We start from the raw sequence: 19913 nt of genomic DNA, 5'->3' as shown, positions 1-19913 counted from the left end.
TTTAGTCTCCTAGTTGGTGTTTCAGGTCGAGGGTAGGAAAGGTTTGCCAAGGCAGGCGGGCGCGGATGCGCCGATATTGCCGCGCGACGAGATCAGGGTCAGCGCGACGACGGTCATCACATAGGGCATGGCGGCCCAGACTTGCGAGGGGACGTTTTGCAGGAAGGGAAGGCTGTCGCCAAAGCCGTTGGCCTTGGCGAACAATTCCAGCCACATCAGGAAGCCGAAGAAATACGCGCCCGCCAGCAGGCGGCCGGTGCGCCATCCGGCGAAAACCACCAGCGCGAGGGCGATCCAGCCTTTGCCTGCGGTCATTTTCTCGGCCCACATCGGGGTGATCACCATGCTGAAGTATGCGCCGCCGATGCCTGCCATCGCGCCACCAAAGGCAATGGCGGCATAGCGGACGCCGATGACGGAATAGCCGATGGAATGGGCGGAATGATCGTTTTCACCGACGGCCCGCAGGATCAGGCCCGCGCGGGTGGATTTCAGGAACCAAGCGGTCAGCGGGATCATCGCCAGCGCAAAATAAACCAGCGGCGAGTGGCCAAACAGCAGCTTCCAGATCGGGTCTTTCGCCAAGGCGGCGGGGAAGACCGAGCCGAACTGCGGCACGATGCGCCCGGTAAAGGCATTGCCGATCAGCGATGACAGCCCGGTGCCGAAGATCGATAGCGCAAGTCCGGTGGCGACTTGGTTAGAATTGAGTTGCAGCACCAGAACGGCGAACAGCATCGACGACAGCGCGCCACCTGCGGCAGCCCCCAGCACACCCAGCCAAGGGTTGAAGGTATAGGCGGTGATGGCAAAGCCGGTGATGGCGCCCATCAGCATCATGCCCTCGACCCCAAGGTTCAGCACGCCGGATTTCTCGGTGATCAGTTCGCCCAAGCCCGCCAGCAGGATCGGGGTGGTCAGGCCGATGATGGTGACGATGGCGGCGATGATGAACTCGGGGCTCATGCGCGCGCTCCTTTGGGTTTGACGATGCGAACGCGGTAGCGGATCAGGATATCCGAGGCGAGGATGAAGAACAGCATCATCGCCTGGAAGATGCCTGCGGTCGAATTGGGGATATGCACGGTAGTTTGTGCCACTTGGCCACCGACATAGGTGATGGCCAGCACGATGCCCGCGATCAGGCAGCCGATGGGGTGCAGGCGGCCCAGGAAGGCGACGATGATGGCGGTAAAGCCATAGCCCGAGGGGAAGCCGAGGTTGACGGCCTTGAGGCTGCCAGTGAACTCCAACGCGCCCGCAAGGCCCGCCATGCCGCCGCCAATCAGCAGGGCGGCCCAGATGGTTTGCTTGGCGTCAAAGCCGCCGTGGCGGGCGGCATGCGGGGCCGAGCCTACGACGCGGATCTGAAACCCAAACACCGAGCGCGACATGATCAGCCAGAACACGAAGGGCAGGATCAGCGCAATGGCGACGCCCAGATGCACGGTGGTGCCTTGGAACAGGATCGGCAGGGTCAGTTGCTCGGGCAGGGGGGCGGTGGCGGGGAAGTTGCGGCCGTTCGGGTCTTGCCACGGGCCACCGACAAGGTAGCTAAGCACCTGGAACGAAACGTAAGTCAGCATCAGCGACGACAGGATTTCGTTGACATCCCAACGGGTTTTCAGAAACGCCGGGATCGCGGCCCACAGCGCACCGCCAAGGATGCCTGCAAGGATCATCGGAATCAGGGTAAGGCTGGAGGCATCGGGGCCAGCGGCGATGCCGACGCCTGCGGCGAACAGTGCGCCCAGCACGTATTGGCCTTCCGCGCCGATATTCCAGATTTGCGCACGGTTGCCGATGGAGAGCCCCAGCGCGATGATGATCAGGGGGGCTGCCTTCACCGCCACGTCTTGCCATTTGTAGCTGGCAAGGATCGGGGTAAGGAAGATGTCGATCACCGCGCGCTCGCCCTGAATGCCGATGGCATCAAACACGATCACGCCGATCAGCATGGTCAGCAGCACCGAAGCAATCGGCGTGGCGATCAGCATGAAGGTGCTGGGGGCGGGGCGTTTTTCCAGCTTAAGACGCATGGGCAAGCTCCGCTGCGGGATGGGTTTCGCCATGGATGCCGCCCATCAACAGGCCGATTTCTTCGATATTGGCACCGGGGACGGGGATGGGCTTGGACAATTTGCCCTCGTTGATCACCGCAAGCGTGTCGCAAAGCGAAAGAAGTTCATCAAGATCCTGGCTGATCACCACAATGGCCGAGCCAGTGGCGGCAAGGTCCACCAGCGCCTGATGGATCGCGGCGGCGGCCCCGGCATCGACGCCCCAGGTCGGCTGGCTGACCACCAGAACCTGCGGTTTCTGCATGATCTCGCGGCCCATGATGAACTTTTGCAGATTGCCGCCTGACAGGCTGTCGGCCATGGCTGCAGGCCCGGTGGCTTTGACCGAAAAGGCCGCAATCACCTCGCCCGCGTAGGTTTTGGCGGTGCGCGCGTTGACCATGCCGCCCGAAACCATGCCCATCCGGTCGCGCGCGGTCAGGATGGCGTTGTCGGACAGGCTGAAATCGGGGACGGCGGCGTGGCCGTTGCGTTCTTCGGGCACGCTTGCCATGCCGGACAGGCGGCGTTGCTTGGCGGTCAGTTGGGCCACGCGCTTGCCGTCGATCTGAATGGCGTCAGGGTTGGCCGAGGGGGTTTCGCCCGACAGCGCCAGCAAAAGCGCGTTCTGGCCGTTGCCCGCCACACCGGCGATGCCGAAAATCTCACCGGCTTTCACCGAAAAGCCGATGTCTTTCAATGCGATGCCGAAGGGGCCGTCTTTGGGCACCGACAGGCCCTGCACCACCAGCTTGGGCGCACCCAAGGCGCGACCCTCGCCGCGCGTGATATCCTTCAGGCTGCCGCCGATCATCTTTTCCGCCATCGAGCGCGAGGTTTCTACCGCCGGATCGCAGGTGTCCACCAGTTTGCCACCGCGCAGGATGGTGGCGGTGTCGCACAGAGCTTTGATTTCATGCAGTTTGTGGCTGATATACAGGATCGAGCAGCCTTCCTTGGCCAATTGCCGCAGCACGACGAACAACTGTTCCACCTCTTGCGGGGTCAGCACTGAGGTGGGCTCGTCCATGATCAAAAGGTTCGGGTTCAAAAGCAGGGCGCGCACGATCTCGATGCGCTGACGCTCGCCCACCGACAGGGTCGAGACGATGCGGTGGGGTTCCAGTTTCAGCCCGTATTGCTGCATCACGGCGATAATTTTCGCCTCAAGATCACGGGCGGGGATTTTGGCATCCATGCCAAGGGCGATGTTTTCCAAGACCGTCATCGCCTCGAACAGCGAGAAATGCTGGAACACCATGCCGATGCCCAGTTTGCGCGCGGCCTTGGGGTTGGCGATGGTCACGCGCTGGCCGTTCCAGGTGATTGCCCCGGCATCGGGTTGCATGATGCCGTAAATCATCTTCACCAGCGTCGATTTTCCGGCGCCATTTTCGCCCAGCAGAGCGTGGATTTCACCGGGTTGCACCGCGAAGCTGACGTTGTCATTGGCCAGCACCCCGGGGAAGCGTTTGGTTATGCCCGAAAGGTCAAGACGTGGCGGGGTTTGCATCGGGCGCTTGGTCCTTCGGGCTACAGTTACCGGGTGGGCAGAACACGGGTGGGCAGAAATGCGGTCGCATAGTTGATAATCGGCGCGCCGCTCTTGCCTACGCGGTTTGCGCTTGAAGCACTTTCAAGATTTTGCGGGGTAATTGCCATGGCTTTTCTTGAAAGCGGGCAAGGTTGTGGCGGATGGATCGGCACGTTGAACGCTCCCCGAGGCGATGAGTTCTGCGATTTTTGTGCAGATCGTTGCGGCAAGGTTAGACCGGATGGACAAAGCCTCGCAAGGGGCGCGTAGGGATTATGCAGAGAATTGTGACAGGCTGCGCGCGACGTAAAGTGAATTTATTTCAATGTGTTATGCCGGATTTCGTGGTCCGGTTGCATGATGGCTTGCGTGGGGGATGCCGTATTTTCAGGCAAAGCCTGCAACAGTTGTTGAATTTTGCCGCGCAGTGAAGGCGAAACGGCGCTTGATTGCGGGGGGCGATGCGGCTTCTCTGTGGGGGTGGATCAGCAAGGAAGGCGGAAGATGGCGGAACTCGATCATGTGGCGTTGCTGCGGGTGGCGATTGCGGAATCGGAGAAAGCCAAGCAGGCCGGGGTGCATCCGTTTGCCTCAATCCTCGTCGGGCCGGATGGTGCGGTGCTGATGACGCAGCACAACGCCTTCATGCCCGATCACGATATGACCGGCCATGCCGAGCGGGTGCTGATGACTCGGGCCTCAACCAGCTTGCCGATGGAGCTGCTGCGCGAATGCACGATCTACACCTCGGCCGAGCCCTGCGCGATGTGCGCGGGGGCGATCTATTGGACCGGTTTGAAGCGGGTGGTTTACGGCATGTCCGAGCATCAGTTGAAAGAGATCACCGGCAACCATCCCGAAAACCCGACGCTGGATCTGCCCTGCCGGGTGGTGTTCGCGGCGGGGCAGCGGCAGGTCGATGTGATTGGGCCGATGCTGGAGGATGAGGCAGCGGTGGTGCATCAGGGCGTGTGGGGGTAGCGATTTTTCTGCGAAAAATCAGGGGGGCTTCCGCCCCCCTCGGCTGCGCCTCACCCCCTGAGAGTATTTAGCCCAAGATGGAGAAGCGGGCCCGGTGCGGCTTCATCTTGGGCTAAATACTCCCGCCGGAGGCTTCGACAGCGCGGAAGGGGATAGGTTAGTAGTCTGGTGCAAAGCCGATGGCAGGGTCGATGCTGCTGGGGCGGCCTTGTAGCGACAGTTGGGTGATGCGGGGTTCGGTGCGGGCGATGATCTGGCCTGCCTTGATCACCAGCAGTTTGGTGGCTTTCAGCCGCAGCGCTTCGGCAGGGTCGCGGGCTTGCAGCAGGACCAGATCGGCGTTGCGGCCTTTTTCCAGCCCGTAGTTTTCAAGGCCCATGGTTTTGGCGGAATTCACGATCAGGGCGTTGAAAATCTTGGTTTTGTCGTCAAGGCTGCCCATCTGCGCCGAATGGATCGCCATATGGCCGACCTCGAGCATATCGCCCGAGCCCATCGCATACCATGGGTCCATCACGCAATCATGGCCGAAAGACACGTTGATGCCTGCGGCCATCAGCTCGGGCACGCGGGTCATGCCGCGGCGTTTGGGGTAGGTGTCGTGGCGGCCTTGGAGCATGATGTTGATCAGGGGGTTCGGGATCACGTTCATCTGCGCTTCGGCGATCAGCGGGATCAGTTTGCTGACGTAATAATTGTCCATCGAATGCATCGAGGTCAGGTGCGAGCCTGCGACGCGGCCTTGCAGACCATGGCGGATGGTTTCTGCAGCGAGGGTTTCGACGTGGCGGGAATGGGGGTCGTCGGTTTCGTCGCAGTGCATGTCGACGGGCAGGCCGCGGTCGGCGGCGAGGCGGCAGAGCGCTTCGACCGAGGCCTGGCCTTCGGCCATGGTGCGCTCGAAATGCGGGATGCCGCCGACGATATCGACGCCCATGTCGAGGGCGCGGGTGAGGGAGGCTGCGCCTTCGGGGGCGCGGTAGTAGCCGTCTTGCGGGAAGGCGACAAGTTGCAGGGTGATGTAGGGGGCAACGCGCGCCTTGACCTCTAGCATCGCCTCAACAGTGGTCAGTTTCGGGTCAGAGGTATCGACATGGGTGCGGATTGCCAGCAGGCCTTGGGTCACGGCGAGGTCGCAGTAGCGCAGGGCACGCTCGACCAGTGCGTCGATGGTCAGGGTGGGGCGGAGTTCGCCCCAGAGGGCGATGCCTTCCAAGAGGGTGCCGGAGCGGTTCATCCGGGGCAGGCCCAGCGACAGGGTGGCGTCCATGTGGAAATGTGGGTCGACGAAGGGCGGCGATGCGAGTCGGCCGGTGGCGTCGATCTCTTGCCGTGCGGTGGCGTCGATGTTGGGGGCGATTTCGGCGATCTTGCCGGCGCGGATGGCGATGTCTTGGGCTTTGCGGCCATCGGGCAGGTTGGCGCGGCGCAGGATCAGGTCGAACATGGGGCCTCGTTTTCGGTCAGGCGGTGAGGGTTTGGGCGGTTGTGGCGCGCGGGCGTAGTAGGTGTGCGGCGACGCTGATGGCGATGGCTTGCGGATGTTTGCCAAGGGCGGGGTCGCCGATTGGGCAGGTGATCTGCGCGATGGTTTGCGGGGGATGGCCCAGCGCGCGCAGGCGGGATTGGAAGCGCGCCCATTTGGTTGCGCTGCCGATCAGGCCGCAGCTTTGGAAGCCGTGCAGCAGCAGGCGGTGGCAGAGGTCGAGGTCGAGCGCGTGCGAATAGGTCAGGATCAGGTGTTCGGCATAGCGCGGCGCAAGGCGGACGGCATCGGCGGGGTTGGCGACGGGCAGGGCGGTGGTGTTGGGCGGGATTTCGTCGGGGAAGCGATTGGGGGCGGTGTCGATCCAAGTGATTTGGAGATCGGGCAGCGGGGCGAGGGTGTGGACCAGCGCGCGGCCAACATGGCCAGCGCCCCAGACCCAAAGCGCGCGCTGGGGTTTGGCGAGCGGTTCGATCATCCAGCCTTGTAGCAGGTGCGGGGCGGGCAGGGTGCCTTGGTTGCGGGCATCGGCCAGCAGGCGTTTGACGGCCAGCGGCATCGGTTGGTCGGTGGTCGGGCGGGCGATCAGGGGGGTGGCTTCGGGCAGGGTTTCGGCACTGAATACCTCGGTGAACAGGGAGACGGCTCCGCCGCAGCATTGGTTGAGTTTTGGGCCTAAGGCGGTATGGGTCAGGGATTTTCCCTGTGTTGCCAGCAGGGCGCGGGCCTGTTCGGTGGCTTGGTGTTCCAGGGCGCCGCCGCCGATGGTGCCGGATTGGCCGGTGGCCCAGACCAGCATCGCCGCCCCCACTTCACGCGGGGACGATCCCTTGTGCGCGGCGATCACCACGCGGGCGGTGGGGCCGTGGCGGGCGACGGTTTCGGCAAGGGTGGGAAGGTCAAACATGGCGCTGCGCCTGCACCGCCATCAGAATGCGTTCGGGCGTGGCGGGGGCGTTGAGGTTGGGATAGCGGCTGCCATCGCCACAGGCGGCAATCGCATCCGACAGCGCGAGGAAGGCGGAAATTCCGAGATTGAACGGCGGCTCGCCCACGGCTTTGGATTTGCCGACGGTGTCTTCGCGGTTGGGTTCATCCCACAATGCGACGTTGAAAATCGGCGGGCGGTCGGAACAGGCCGGGATTTTATAGGTGCTGGGGGCGTGGGTGGTGAGCGCGCCCTTGGCGTTCCACACCAGTTCTTCGGTCGTCAGCCAGCCCGCGCCCTGCACATAGGCGCCTTCGACTTGGCCAATATCCAGCGCCGGGTTCAGCGAGGTTCCGGCATCGTGCAGGATGTCGGTGCGCAGGATGCGGTTTTCGCCGGTGAGGGTGTCGATCACAACTTCGGTGACGGCGGCACCATAGGCGAAATACAGGAAGGGGCGGCCTTGGCCTTTCACGCGGTCCCATGTGATTTTGGGCGTGGCGTAGAAGCCGGTCGAGGACAGCGAGATGCGGGCTTGATATGCCCAGCTTGCGACTTGCGCGAAGGGGTAGGATTGCGCCCCGGCGTGAACTTGGCCGTTCTCGAAGCGGATGTCGTTGGCGCGGCTGCCGAGTTTATCGGCGAGGAAATCGGCCATGCGGTCGCGGATGATCTGGCAGGCGTTTTGCGCCGCCATGCCGTTCATATCGGCCCCGGACGAGGCGGCGGTGGCCGAGGTGTTGGGGACTTTGGCGGTGTCGGTGGCGGTGATTTTCACCTGCGCTGTGTCGACCCCGAACACCGAGGCCGCGACCTGCGCGACCTTCTGGTTCAGCCCCTGACCCATCTCGGTGCCACCGTGGTTCAGGTGGATCGAGCCGTCTTGATAGACATGCACCAGCGCGCCCGCTTGGTTCAGCCATGTCAGGGTGAACGAGATGCCGAACTTGACGGGCGTGAAGGCGAGGCCGCGCTTCAGGATCGGGTTTGTGCTGTTCCACGCGGCGATTTCGGCGCGGCGGGCGGCGTAATTGCTGGATTTCTCCAAGGCATCGGTGATGTCTTGGCCGATGAAATCCTCGACCTCCATGAAATAGGGGGTGGTTTGCGGGGCGGAATTGGCAGGCGAATAGGTGGATCCGATGCGGTGGCCGGTGCCGGGGCCCGTGGGGCCTGCGGCGCGGTAGTAGTTGAGTTTGCGGATGGCGTTGGGGTCTTTTTTCAACGCATGGGCGATATGGTCGATCACCCGTTCAATGCCGACAATCCCCTGCGGGCCACCAAAGCCGCGATAGGCGGTGGCGGATTGGGTGTTGGTTTTCAGCCGATGCGATTCAATGCGGATATCGGGCAGATGATAGCAGTTGTCGGCGTGCAGCATGGCACGGTCGGCCACCGCGAGGCTCAGGTCTTGCGCCCAGCCGCAGCGGATCAGATGGGTGAAGTCGATGCCCAGAATCCGGCCTTCGGCGTCGATGCCCGTGCGGTAATTGATGCGCAGATCGTGGCGTTTGCCGGTGATCATCATGTCGTCGTCGCGGTCATAGCGCAGCTTGCAGGGGCGGTTCAGATCGCGCGCCGCAATGGCGCAGGCGATGGCGAGCGCGTTGCCTTGGCTTTCCTTGCCACCGAAACCACCACCCATGCGGCGGGTTTCGACCCGCACGGCAGACATCGGCAGATGCAGCGCGTGGGCGACTTTGTGCTGAATCTCGGTCGGGTGCTGGGTGGAGGAATAGATATGCACGCCATCTTCTTGTGGCAGGGCGGCGGCGATCTGGCCTTCGAGGTAGAAATGCTCCTGCCCGCCGACTTCCATCGTGCCCTCGATCACTTGGGGGGCGTTGGCGATGGCTGTGGCGGCGTCGCCCTTGGCCCAGATGATCGGCCCGGATTCAAAGCGCGAATTGGCGGCGAGGGCATCGTCGACCGTCAGTAAGGCGGGGCGTTCGGCGTATGTGATTTTGCCAAGCCGGGCGGCTTTGCGGGCATTCAGGTGGGTGTCGGCGATCACCAGAAAAACGGGCTGGCCGAGGTAGTGGACTTCGCCTGTCGCCAGCAGCGGCTCGTCATGGGTGGAGGGCGAGCAATCGGGCATCTCGGGGAAATCGGCGGCGGCATAGACTTTCACCACGCCGGGTGCGGAGTGGACTGCTGAAAGGTCGATGGCGGTGATGGTGCCATGGGCGCAGGTGGACAGGCCGAAGGCGGCATGCAGGGTGCCTGCAGGCAGCGGCAGATCATCGAGATAGCGGGCCTGGCCGGTGACGTGCAGCGGCGCGCTGTCGTGCGGAAGGGGTTTGCCCATGGTCATAGCGCGACCTCCAACACGTTGGTTCTGGTGCCGTTCAGATCGTGGAAATAGCGGATCAGCAGGTTCTGCGCGGTGGTGAGGCGGTAGGTGGAGGAGGCGCGCATATCGGTCAGCGGTTGGAAATCACGCGCAAAGGCGGGCAGGGCGGATTGCAGGGTTTCCAAGGTGAAGGGGCGGTTCAGCAGGGCGGCCTCAACCGCGGCGGCGCGTTTGGGGATGCCTGCCATGCCGCCGAAGGCGATGCGGGCTTGGGTGATCTGGCCTGCTTCGATGGAGAGGTTGAAGCAGCCGAGCACTGCGGAAATGTCTTGGTCAAAGCGCTTGGTCAGTTTGTAGCAGCGCAAGTTCGGGGCGTTGGTGGGCAGGGTGATGCCTGCCACGAATTCACCGGGCTGGCGGTCTTGTTTGCGGTAGTCGAGGAAGAAGTTTTCCAACGGCATGGAGCGGGAGTCGTCGCCCCGGCGCAGGTGCAAGGTGGTGCCAAGGGCGATCAGTGCGGGCGGGCCGTCGCCGATGGGCGAGCCGTTGGCGATGTTGCCGCCGATGGTGGCGGCGTTGCGGACTTGTTCCGAGGCGTAGCGGCGCAGGAGTTCGGCGAAAGAAGGGTGGTGCGGGGCGAGGGCCGTGCGGAGTTGGGTGATGGTGACGCCCGCGCCGATGTGCAGGTGGCCGGGGGTTTGCTCGATCTGTTGCAGGTCGGAGACGGCGTTGAGGAAGGCGATGGGGCCGAGGTCTTTGAGTTGCTTGGTCACCCAGAGGCCGACATCGGTGGCCCCGGCGATCAGGGTGGCGGTGGGGTTTTCGGCATACCAGTCGGCGAGATCATCCGAGGTGGTGGGGCGGTAAGCGCCGGAGAGGCTAACCGCCTCCCCGGACCCCACCACGGCGGGCAGGTTGTGCTGGTCGGTTTGCATCCAAGCGGGGATGGGGGCCATGGCTGCGGCTTCGGCGGCGCGGATGATCGGGGCGTAGCCGGTGCAGCGGCAGAGGTTGCCCGCAAGGGTGGTGTCGTGGTCTTGCCTGCCGGTGGTGTGGGCGGTGGCCATCGAGGCGATGAAGCCGGGGGTACAGAAGCCGCATTGGCTGCCGTGGTGGGCAATCATCTCGGCCTGCACGGGGTGAAGCTCGCCTGCGGGGCCGGAGATGCCTTCGACAGTGCGGACGGCTTTGCCGTGAAGCTGGGGCAGGAACAGGATGCAGGCGTTCAGCGCGCGGGGGCCGTTTTCATCTGTCACCATGACGGTGCAGGCGCCGCAATCGCCTTCGTTGCAGCCTTCCTTGGTGCCACAGAGATGTTGGTCTTCGCGCAGATATTCCAGCAGGGTGCGGGTGGGGCTGTCGCCTGATACGCGCACCGGCGTTCCGTTCAAGAGAAACGCTGTGTCGGTCATGGTCTGTCCTGCCGCGGTCTGCCTATAGGGCCATGTCGCGCGCCCGCCCGATGCGGCGTAAAGCGGGGGCGCTGGCTGTGGGGCTATCAAGCCTTGGTCGCGGGGTTTGTGCAAGCGATAGATTGATCGGTTTTGCGAAAGGAGTTTTCGGGAAAAGATGGGGGTGGCGGGGTGGTCCCAACTCGGGACCTTTTTTAGTTGTTTTATATCAGTGGGTTGGGGTGGTGAGTTTAAGGGTTTGTTAAGGATTTGGGCTGGGGCATGTTGCGGGTGGGGGCCAGGCCTGCGCTGGTTTGGGTTGGGGGGATGCACATGGAGTGAGCAGAGTTTGCTTTGACACGCTTGAAAAGCAAGCCGTCCAAGCCCGGAATCAAGGCGCTTTAGCGCCGCCGGGCAGCGCCCGCCTCCCGGCCCGGCCACGGGCCGGGCGTTCTTCGCGGAAATCCTCCACTGGAGGATTTCTGATCGGTCATCACCCCCCTCGGGCGGACGCTATTGCCATGCCGCGCTTAGAACTTCTGGGGAGTATGCTGAACTATAAAGTGCCTAGAAATTCTGTCACTCGCCCACCCGGCGGACGGGCGCTGCCCTAGGTTGCTTGTGGGCTTTAGGGTTGAGGCCACGGCCTGCGCCGGGGCGGCTTGGGGGAGGGGGATGGTTCGCCCACCCGGCGGCCGGGCGCTGCCCTGTGGGCTGATGGCGGAACTGCCTCCTTTCCCCCGCCACTCTGCCGGGTTACTCTGCCCCCATGTCAGCACCTCGATTCATCCATCTGCGCACCCATACCGAACACTCGCTGCTGGAAGGGGCGGTGCCTGTGAAGGCGCTGATCAAGCTGTGCGTCAAGCATGAGATGCCCGCGGTGGCCGTCACCGACAGCAATAACATGTTCGCCGCATTGGAGTTTTCGGTTTACGCCAGAGACGCCGGGGTGCAGCCGATTGTGGGCTGTCAGGTCTCGGTCAACTATGATCCGGGCGCGCCGGGAGAGAAGGTGAAGGCTGCGGCCTCGGTCGTGCTGCTGGCGCAGGACGAAGCCGGTTACATGAACCTGATGAAGCTGAACTCTTGCCTTTATATCGACAAGGCTGGGGCTTTGCCGGAGGTGACGGTTGGTGAGTTGGAGCGGTATTCAGCCGGGTTGATCTGCCTGACGGGTGGCGCAGATGGCCCGCTGGGGCGTTTGGTGCAGACGGCGCAGATGCCAAAGGCGAAGGCCTTGTTGCAGCGGATGGCAGCGGCTTATCCGGGGCGGCTTTACGTGGAATTGCAGCGCCATCCGGTTGAAGGTGGGGCGGGTGAAGGCGGGCGGCTGACCGAAGCCGAGGCTGCGACCGAGCGGTGGTTCATCGAGACCGCTTATGAGTTGGACCTGCCGCTGGTGGCGACAAATGACGTCTATTTCCCCGCGCCGACGATGTATGAGGCGCATGACGCGCTGATCTGCATCGCCGAGGGCGCTTACGTCGATCAGCAGGGCCCGCGCCGCCGTCTGACGCCGCAGCATTACTTCAAGACCGAAGCCGAGATGGTGGCCTTGTTCGCCGATCTGCCGGAAGCGGTTGAAAACACGGTCGAAATCGCGCGGCGCTGTGCCTTTGCCACCTACAAGCGCAAGCCGATCCTGCCGAAATTCGCCGATGACGAGGTGAACGAGTTGCGGCGTCAGGCCAATGAGGGCTTGCAGCGGCGGTTGGCGGTGATCCCGCATGCGGTCAGTGTCGAGGAATATCAGGCGCGGCTGGATTTTGAGCTGGGCATCATCGAGAAGATGGGGTTTCCGGGCTATTTCCTGATCGTGGCGGATTTTATCGCCTGGGCAAAGCAGCATCATATTCCGGTGGGGCCGGGGCGCGGCTCGGGTGCGGGCAGTCTGGTGGCCTATGCGCTGACGATCACCGATCTGGATCCGTTGCGCTATGCCTTGCTGTTTGAGCGGTTTCTGAACCCCGAGCGGGTGTCGATGCCCGACTTTGATATCGACTTCTGCATGGATCGCCGCGAAGAGGTGATCCGCTATGTGCAGGGCAAATATGGCCGCGACAAAGTGGGGCAGATCATCACCTTTGGCGCGCTTTTGTCGAAGGCTGCGGTGCGCGACGTGGGCCGGGTGTTGCAGATGTCTTATGGGCAGGTGGACCGGCTTTCCAAAATGATCCCGGTGGAGGGGGTGAAGCCTGTCAGCATCACAAAGGCGTTGGCGGATGAGCCTCGGCTGCGGGAAGCGGCGAAGGAAGAGGTCGTCGCGCGGCTGCTGGATTACGGCGCGCAGATTGAAGGGCTGTATCGTAACGCCTCGACCCATGCCGCCGGGGTGGTGATTGGCGACCGGCCTCTGGATGAGTTGGTGCCGCTCTATCAAGATCCGAAGTCGGACATGCCGGCGACGCAGTTCAACATGAAATGGGTGGAACAGGCGGGGCTGGTGAAGTTCGACTTTCTCGGGCTGAAAACGCTGACGGTCATTCAGAACGCGATTGATCTGATTGTGGATGAGGGGCGCGGGCGGCCCTTGCATATGCACGCAGACGGGCGGCAGCTTTATACGCCGCCGCCGGGGGCCGAGAACGACATCGGCCATATCCCGCTGGACGATAAGGCGACCTATGAGCTTTACGCCGCCGCCAAGACGGTTGCGGTGTTTCAGGTGGAATCCAGCGGCATGATGGATGCTTTGCGGCGGATGAAGCCGACCTGCATCGAGGATATCGTGGCGCTGGTGGCTTTGTATCGCCCCGGCCCGATGGAGAATATCCCGACCTATTGCGAGGTGAAGAACGGCCAGCGCGCGCTGGAATCGATCCATCCGACGATTGACCATATCTTGGCCGAGACCCAAGGCATCATCGTGTATCAGGAACAGGTGATGCAGATCGCTCAGGTGATGGGCGGGTATTCGCTGGGCGGGGCGGACCTTTTGCGCCGCGCGATGGGGAAAAAGATCGCCGAGGAGATGGCGAAAGAGCGGCCCAAGTTTGTCGAAGGCTGTGCGAAGACCCATGGCATCGACGGCAAGAAATCGGGCGAAGTCTTTGACTTGCTGGAGAAGTTTGCCAACTATGGTTTCAACAAAAGCCACGCGGCGGCCTATGCGGTGGTCAGCTATCAGACCGGCTGGCTGAAGGCGAACCACCCGGTGGAATTCATGGCCGGGGTGATGAATTGCGATATTCATCTGACCGACAAGCTGGCGGTCTACAAGCGCGAGGTCGGCAAGCTGGGCATCAAGACGGTGGCGCCCTGCGTCAATGCGTCTTTGGCGACCTTTACCGTGCGCGATGGTGCGGTGGTTTATGGCTTGGGCGCGCTGAAGGGTGTCGGCGTTGAAGCGATGAAGCTGATCACCGAGGCGCGGGCGGGCAAGCCGTTTGCGACGCTGTTCGACTTTGCCCGGCGCGTGGATATGAAGCGCGTGGGCAAGCGCCCGTTGGAGATGCTGGCGCGGGCGGGGGCGTTTGACGTGCTGGATGGCAACCGGGCGCGGGTGTTTGAGGGCCTGGATGCGCTGGTGGCCTATTCGGCGGCGGTGCATGAGGCGCAGAACTCGAACCAGGTCAGCCTGTTTGGAGAATCGGGGGCGGATATTCCAGAGCCGCGCTTGCCCTATCGCGACGACTGGCTGCCGGTGGAGCGGTTGGCGCAAGAGCATCTGGCGATTGGCTTTTATTTGTCGGGGCATCCGCTGGACGACTATATGTCGGCGCTGAAGAAAAAGGATGTGCTGACGCTGACCGAACTGACCCAAGTGGCCGAGCGGGGCACGGTGATCAAGAAAATCGCAGGCTCGGTTGCCAGCAAGCAAGAGCGGAAATCGGCCAAGGGCAACCGCTTTGCCTTTGTGCAACTGTCGGACCCGACCGGGCTTTATGAGGTGACGGTGTTTTCCGATACGCTGGAAGCCGCGCGCGATCTGCTGGAGCCGGGGATGAACGTGGTGCTGACGGTGAAGGCGGAGCTTGAGGGCGAGACGCTGAAACTGCTGGCCAATGCGGTGCAGCCGGTGGGCCAAGTGGCCGAGGCGGCGGGGGCGCAGGATTTGCGCATCCATCTGAACAAGCCCGAAGCGGCGGCCTCGATTGCCCTGCTGCTGACGAAGCTGGAAGGGCGCAATCGCGCGCAGATCACGCTTTGCGTGCCGGATGAGGACGGGCGCGAGATTGATCTGCTGCTGCCCCAGCCCTATCCGGTGACGGCGCAGATCAAGGGCGCGATCAAGGCGATGCAGGGCGTGGTGATGGTGGAAGAGGTTTAGGCTGGCAACATTGCCGGGTCACCTATCCCACGCCACCCCGGACTTGATCCGGGGCCTCTGTTCACAGCACGAGGCCCCGGATCAAGTCCGGGGCGGCGTGAGGAGGGGGCGAATCCGCGTTTGAGGTCGCGCGGCGTTGCGGCTTCGGGGTGTGCGGAACCTCGCCGATCATGCCGCTTTTATCCGCAAAACGGTCGAATCCCTCTCTAATTGCTGCAAAAGAGAAGAAAATGGTTGTTTGCTGCCTTAAATCTGTAAATATCTACGGTAATAGTCGTAATTAAGAGGGCGGAATCGGTATGGATAGTATCTGGGACTACATGCTTATTGGATTCATCGCGCAACTGGTGGATGGGTCTTTGGGTATGGGCTTTGGGGTGATCTCATCCGCGGTTCTGCTGGCGCAAGGTGTGCCGCCGCCCTTGGTCTCGGCTTCGGTCAATGCGGCGAAACTGCCGACGGGGGGGACGGCGGCGCTGTCGAACCTGTATCACAAGAACATTGACTGGCGGATTGTTGGGGCGCTGGCGGTGTTTGGATCGCTGGGCGGGATTTTGGGGGCGACGCTTTTGTCGGGGTTGAAGGGCCATGCGCTGCAATATCTGGTCAATGGCTATCTGCTGCTTATGGGCGGTTACATCGTTTATCGCGGGTTCAAGGGCATTGCGGTGCGGATGGTGAAAACCCGGCGCTTTCAGACCATTGGCTTTGCGGGTGGCATCATCGAGGGCATTGGCGGCTCTTGGGGGCCGATTGTGAACACCGGGCTTTTGGGGTCTGGGGTTGAGTCGCGCTATGCGATTGGGTCCACCAATTTTTCCGAGTTCATCGTCAGCTTTGTGGTGTTTGTGGCTTTGGGGATTGCGTATTTATTTGGCTGGTGGGGCGAGGAAACCGATTGGAGCCAAGTGCGGATGACGGTGTTCGGGCTGGCCTTGGGTGGTTTGCCGGCGGCATTCTTCGGCGGTTATCTGGCCAAGATGGCGCCGCGCCGCCCGTTGACGATTGCGGTCGGGCTGTTTGCGCTGGGCGTGGCGGTTTACCGTTTGGCGAACATGTAATCAGCAGGGTTCGGCCATGATCTGGGCGGAGTGCGGTTTTCCCAGCTGGGAGTGACTTGTATGGCGGGGCGGCTGGCACACCATATGTTGTGTCGCCGATAGGCCAGCCTTGATAAACCGTTACCAGTGCGGCGGGCGGACATTGGCTTCGGGCGCTTGGCCGGTGGCTTCACGCTCGGCCTCGCGCTCGGCCAGAAGTTGCGTCAGGCGCAGCAGGCGATCGAGGTCTTTGGATTGGCGCGCAACGACATCGGAGAGGTCTTCGACGGTGCGGGTCAGATGGGCGATGCGTTCTTCCAATGCGGTGATGTCCATGGCCCTGCCTGTGCTTGCTGCGGATGCCCCCATCCGTTACACGGGGCGCGAGAAAAAGCGAAGGCTGCAAGCTATGGCAAACGACAAAACTCCAGTTGCAAAAGCGGCGCGTCGCCCGCGTGCGGAAACCCCGCGTGGGTTTCGGGATTACTTTGGCGCGGAAGTGACCGCACGCAAAGCGATGCTGGACAAGATTGCCGAGGTTTATCATCGCTATGGCTTTGATCCGCTGGAGACGAGTGCGGTCGAGACGGTTGAAGCCTTGGGCAAGTTCCTGCCCGATGTGGATCGCCCGAATGAGGGGGTGTTTGGTTGGCAGGATGAGGATGCCGACTGGCTGGCGTTGCGCTATGACCTGACGGCACCGCTTGCGCGGGTGGCGGCGCAGTATCGCAACGATCTGCCCTCGCCTTACCGTCGCTATGCGATGGGGCCGGTTTGGCGGAATGAAAAGCCCGGTCCGGGGAGGTTCCGGCAGTTTTATCAATGCGATGCCGATACGGTGGGGTCGGGATCGGTGGCGGCTGACGCCGAGATTTGCGCGATGCTGTCGGATGCGTTGGAGATCGTGGGGATTCCGCGCGGCGACTATGTGGTGAAGGTCAACAACCGCAAAGTGCTGAACGGCGTGATGGAAGTCGCGGGTTTGGCCGGGGATGACAAGGAAGCCGAGCGCGGGATCGTGCTGCGGGCGATTGATAAGATCGACCGGCTGGGCGACGAGGGAGTGCGGGCGCTGTTGGGCGCGGGGCGCAAGGATGAAAGCGGCGATTTCACCAAGGGCGCGGGGCTGAGTGACGCTCAGGCGAATGTGGTGATGGGGTTCGTTTCGGCAAACAAAGCGGTGACGGCGCGTCTCTCCAATGAGCAGGATGTCGCACTTGCCGCGGGCGATACGGTGCTATCGACTATTCTCGGTTATGCTGCGGCGATTGGAATTCCCGGTATCGAAAGAAAAGAACGAGGAAATATTCCAGCCGAAAGTTTTAGGCTTCGCAACCACAAAACAATCGAGCATCTTCTCAGCATTGTTGACCAGTCAGTGGCCGGGCGCGAGGGCGCTCTAGAACTTGCAGAAATCGCTAGGTTGCTGGAGTCTCAAGGCTACTTCGCTGACAGAATTAGGATTGATCCAAGCGTTGTACGCGGCCTCGGCTACTACACCGGTCCGGTCTACGAGGCGGAACTAACCTTCAATATTGTCGATGAGAAAGGCTATACTCGCAACTTCGGCTCGGTTGCGGGCGGGGGGCGGTATGACGATCTGGTCAAGCGCTTCACGGGTCAGGCGGTGCCTGCGACGGGGGTTTCCATCGGGGTGGATCGGTTGCTGGCGGCGCTGTCGGCCAAGGGGCGGATGGCTGCGGATACGGCGGGGCCGGTGGTGGTGACGGTGATGGACCGGGACCGGATGGCGGATTACATGGCGATGGTGGGCGAGTTGCGGCAGGCGGGTATCCGGGCCGAGGTCTATCTCGGCAACCCCAAGCAATTCGGCAATCAGTTGAAATATGCGGATAAACGGCAGTCTCCGATTGCGGTTATTCAGGGTGGGGATGAGGCGTTAACCGACGAAGTTATACTGAAAGACCTGATCCTCGGCTCAAAAATTGCAGAAAGCGCGACTTTGGAAGAGTGGAAGGGGCGGCCTGCTCAGGTGAAAGTGAAGCGTGAGGACTTGGTGGAGCGCGTCAAAGCTATGCTGGAAGACCAAAAAGCTATGCGGGATGCGAAGCCGCTGAGCGAATGGTTGTGAGCAAGGCAGCGATCCGGGCCGAGGCGGGACGGCTGTTCGCGGCGTTTCAGGCGGCGGGTGCGGTGCCGGTTGAGGCTGATCTGCTGCTGCCTGCCGAGACGATGCTGGACCTTTACGGCGAGGATATTCGGGCGCGGGCTTATGTGACGACCGATCCGCTGCGCGGTGAGATGATGCTGCGGCCGGATTTTACCGTGCCGGTGGTGCAGGCGCATATGGCGGATGGTGCGGACCCGGCGCGCTATTGCTACATGGGCGAGGTGTTTCGCAAGCAGGAGCACTTGGGCAACCGGGCCAGCGAGTATTTGCAGGTCGGGTTCGAGGTGTTCGACCGGGCAGCACCTGAGGCGGCGGATGCCGAAGTGTTCGCGCTGTTCGCGGGGCTGGTGCAGGGTTTGGGCTTGCGGGCGGTGACGGGGGATATCGGTATCCTGATGGCCGCGGTGCGCGGGCTGGAGACGACCGAGCGCCGTAGGGCGGCGTTGTTGCGGCATATCTGGCGGCCCAAGCGGTTTCGGGCGCTGCTGGATCGGTTTGCGGGCCGGGCGGCGGTGCCTGCGGGGCGGGTGGCGTTGCTGGAGCGGTTGGCGGGCGGTGCGCCCGAGGATTTGATCGCGCAGGCGGGGGCGTTTATTGGCTTGCGCGCGCCGGAAGATATTGCAGCGCGGGCGCAGGCGTTGATCGAGGATTCTCAGGCGGCGCCGATCAAGGCGCCCGAGGCGGCGTTGCTGTATGATCTGTTGGGGTTGCAGGCCCCGGCTGAGGCGGCTTTGGGGCATTTGCGCGGGATAACCCCGTTGCTTCCGGCGATTGAGCCTGCGGTGGATCGGTTTGCGGCGCGGCTTCAGGCGTTGAGGGCGCGTGGGGTGGCGGTGGAAAGCCTCGCGTTTGAGGCGAGCCTTGGGCGGACCTCGATGGAGTATTACGACGGCTTTGTGTTCAGCTTTCACGCCGAGGGCATGCCAGCGGTGGCGACGGGTGGGCGCTATGATGCGCTGACGGCGGTGCTGGGGGCGGGGCGGTCTATTCCGGCGGTGGGCGGGATCATTCGCCCTCACCTTGTGGCGGCGTTGCGGGGGGCGGTCTGATGTTGAAGATCGGGGTGCCCTCGAAGGGCCGGTTGATGGAAAAGACCTTTGAATGGTTCGGCAGCCGGGGCGTGACGATGCGCCAGACCGGGGCCGAGCGGGAATACTCGGGGGCGGTCGATGGTGTCGAGGGTGTAGAGCTGGTGATGCTGTCGGCGGGGGAAATTCCGCGTGAGTTGGCGGCGGGGCGGATACATCTCGGCGTGACCGGCAGTGATCTGGTGCGCGACAAGCTGGCGGATTGGGCGGTGCAGGTGGCGGAACTGGCGCCGCTTGGTTTTGGCCATGCCGATCTGATCATCGCGGTGCCAAGTTGCTGGATTGATGTCGATACGGTCGATGATCTGGACGCGGCGGCGGCGGCGTTTCGGGCGGTGCATGGCTTTCGCTTGCGGATTGCCACCAAATATCACCGGCTGGTGCGCGAGTTTCTGACGGCGCAGGGGGTGGCTGATTATCAACTGGTTGATAGTCAGGGCGCGACCGAGGGCACGGTGAAGAACCTGACGGCGGAAGCGATTGCGGATATTACCTCATCCGGCGAGACGTTGCGGGCCAACCATCTGAAAATCCTGTCAGATTCGGTGATCTTACAAAGTCAGGCGATGCTGTTTGCCAGCCGATCTGCCGACTGGGCCGAGGCGCGTGAGGTGCTGGAGCGGTTGGCGGGGCAGGTCGGGTTGGCGATGCCCGAGATTTAGCTGCGCTTCAAGTCGCTTGACCTCGGCGCGCGCTGCGTTAACTCTG

14 protein-coding genes are annotated in these 19913 nt (G+C 62.6%); 6 read left to right on the top strand and 8 right to left on the bottom strand.

The features are described 5' to 3' along the window. Window positions 1–21: 21 nt before the first annotated feature. Genes ACFOGH_RS16020 through ACFOGH_RS16010 form a run of 3 tightly spaced genes read right to left on the bottom strand, consistent with a single transcriptional unit; the run spans window position 22 to window position 3573 of the window. On the bottom strand, window positions 22–966 hold the full coding sequence (locus ACFOGH_RS16020; protein ID WP_380074168.1) for an ABC transporter permease: 945 nt from the start codon (window positions 964–966) through the stop codon (window positions 22–24). Beyond that, complete coding sequence (locus ACFOGH_RS16015; protein WP_380074167.1) at window positions 963–2039, bottom strand: ABC transporter permease; 1077 nt, start codon at window positions 2037–2039, stop codon at window positions 963–965. Before ACFOGH_RS16015 ends, ACFOGH_RS16020 begins: the two co-directional genes overlap by 4 nt. Further along, window positions 2029–3573, bottom strand: a complete 1545-nt coding sequence (locus ACFOGH_RS16010; RefSeq protein ID WP_380074166.1) for an ABC transporter ATP-binding protein — start codon at window positions 3571–3573, stop codon at window positions 2029–2031. The genes ACFOGH_RS16015 and ACFOGH_RS16010 overlap by 11 nt, the downstream gene beginning before the upstream one ends. 525 nt (window positions 3574–4098) lie before the next feature. On the opposite strand from ACFOGH_RS16010, the gene ACFOGH_RS16005 reads away from it, so the two are divergent. Beyond that, window positions 4099–4575: a nucleoside deaminase gene (locus ACFOGH_RS16005; RefSeq protein ID WP_380074165.1), complete on the top strand. Its 477-nt coding sequence runs from the start codon at window positions 4099–4101 to the stop codon at window positions 4573–4575. Between the two features lie 157 nt (window positions 4576–4732). On the opposite strand, the gene ACFOGH_RS16000 is transcribed toward ACFOGH_RS16005, so the two are convergent. Genes ACFOGH_RS16000 through xdhA form a run of 4 tightly spaced genes read right to left on the bottom strand, consistent with a single transcriptional unit; the run spans window position 4733 to window position 10694 of the window. After that, window positions 4733–6022, bottom strand: coding sequence for an amidohydrolase family protein (locus ACFOGH_RS16000; RefSeq protein ID WP_380074164.1), 1290 nt, complete (start codon window positions 6020–6022; stop codon window positions 4733–4735). Between the two features lie 16 nt (window positions 6023–6038). Beyond that, complete coding sequence (gene xdhC, locus ACFOGH_RS15995; protein WP_380074163.1) at window positions 6039–6968, bottom strand: xanthine dehydrogenase accessory protein XdhC; 930 nt, start codon at window positions 6966–6968, stop codon at window positions 6039–6041. Further along, on the bottom strand, window positions 6961–9303 hold the full coding sequence (xdhB, locus tag ACFOGH_RS15990; RefSeq protein WP_380074162.1) for a xanthine dehydrogenase molybdopterin binding subunit: 2343 nt from the start codon (window positions 9301–9303) through the stop codon (window positions 6961–6963). Before xdhB ends, xdhC begins: the two co-directional genes overlap by 8 nt. Then, complete coding sequence (gene xdhA, locus ACFOGH_RS15985; RefSeq protein ID WP_380074161.1) at window positions 9300–10694, bottom strand: xanthine dehydrogenase small subunit; 1395 nt, start codon at window positions 10692–10694, stop codon at window positions 9300–9302. Before xdhA ends, xdhB begins: the two co-directional genes overlap by 4 nt. Window positions 10695–11442: 748 nt before the next feature. Here xdhA and dnaE point away from each other — a divergent pair. Both dnaE and ACFOGH_RS15975 read left to right on the top strand, forming a co-directional pair. Further along, window positions 11443–14946, top strand: coding sequence for a DNA polymerase III subunit alpha (gene dnaE, locus ACFOGH_RS15980; RefSeq protein ID WP_380074160.1), 3504 nt, complete (start codon window positions 11443–11445; stop codon window positions 14944–14946). A gap of 299 nt (window positions 14947–15245) precedes the next feature. After that, entirely contained in the window at window positions 15246–16007 is a 762-nt protein-coding gene (locus tag ACFOGH_RS15975; protein ID WP_380074159.1) for a sulfite exporter TauE/SafE family protein, read from the top strand. A gap of 120 nt (window positions 16008–16127) precedes the next feature. On the opposite strand, the gene ACFOGH_RS15970 is transcribed toward ACFOGH_RS15975, so the two are convergent. Further along, window positions 16128–16322 (bottom strand): SlyX family protein, encoded by a 195-nt coding sequence (locus tag ACFOGH_RS15970; protein WP_380074158.1) that lies wholly within the window; start codon window positions 16320–16322, stop codon window positions 16128–16130. A 73-nt stretch (window positions 16323–16395) separates the two neighbouring features. Between ACFOGH_RS15970 and hisS the strand changes: the two genes are divergently transcribed. From hisS to hisG, 3 genes are read left to right on the top strand one after another with little or no spacing between them, the layout of a single operon-like run. Continuing rightward, window positions 16396–18078, top strand: coding sequence for a histidine--tRNA ligase (gene hisS, locus ACFOGH_RS15965; RefSeq protein ID WP_380074157.1), 1683 nt, complete (start codon window positions 16396–16398; stop codon window positions 18076–18078). Next, window positions 18075–19166, top strand: a complete 1092-nt coding sequence (locus ACFOGH_RS15960; protein WP_380074887.1) for an ATP phosphoribosyltransferase regulatory subunit — start codon at window positions 18075–18077, stop codon at window positions 19164–19166. The genes hisS and ACFOGH_RS15960 overlap by 4 nt, the downstream gene beginning before the upstream one ends. Continuing rightward, complete coding sequence (hisG, locus tag ACFOGH_RS15955) at window positions 19163–19867, top strand: ATP phosphoribosyltransferase (protein WP_380074886.1); 705 nt, start codon at window positions 19163–19165, stop codon at window positions 19865–19867. Before ACFOGH_RS15960 ends, hisG begins: the two co-directional genes overlap by 4 nt. Window positions 19868–19913: the final 46 nt, after the last annotated feature.

This window comes from Cypionkella sinensis (assembly GCF_042646385.1).
Lineage (GTDB): Bacteria > Pseudomonadota > Alphaproteobacteria > Rhodobacterales > Rhodobacteraceae > Cypionkella > Cypionkella sinensis.
Note: the sequence above shows the minus strand (reverse complement) of the source record. Positions and strands in the feature narration are given on the sequence as shown.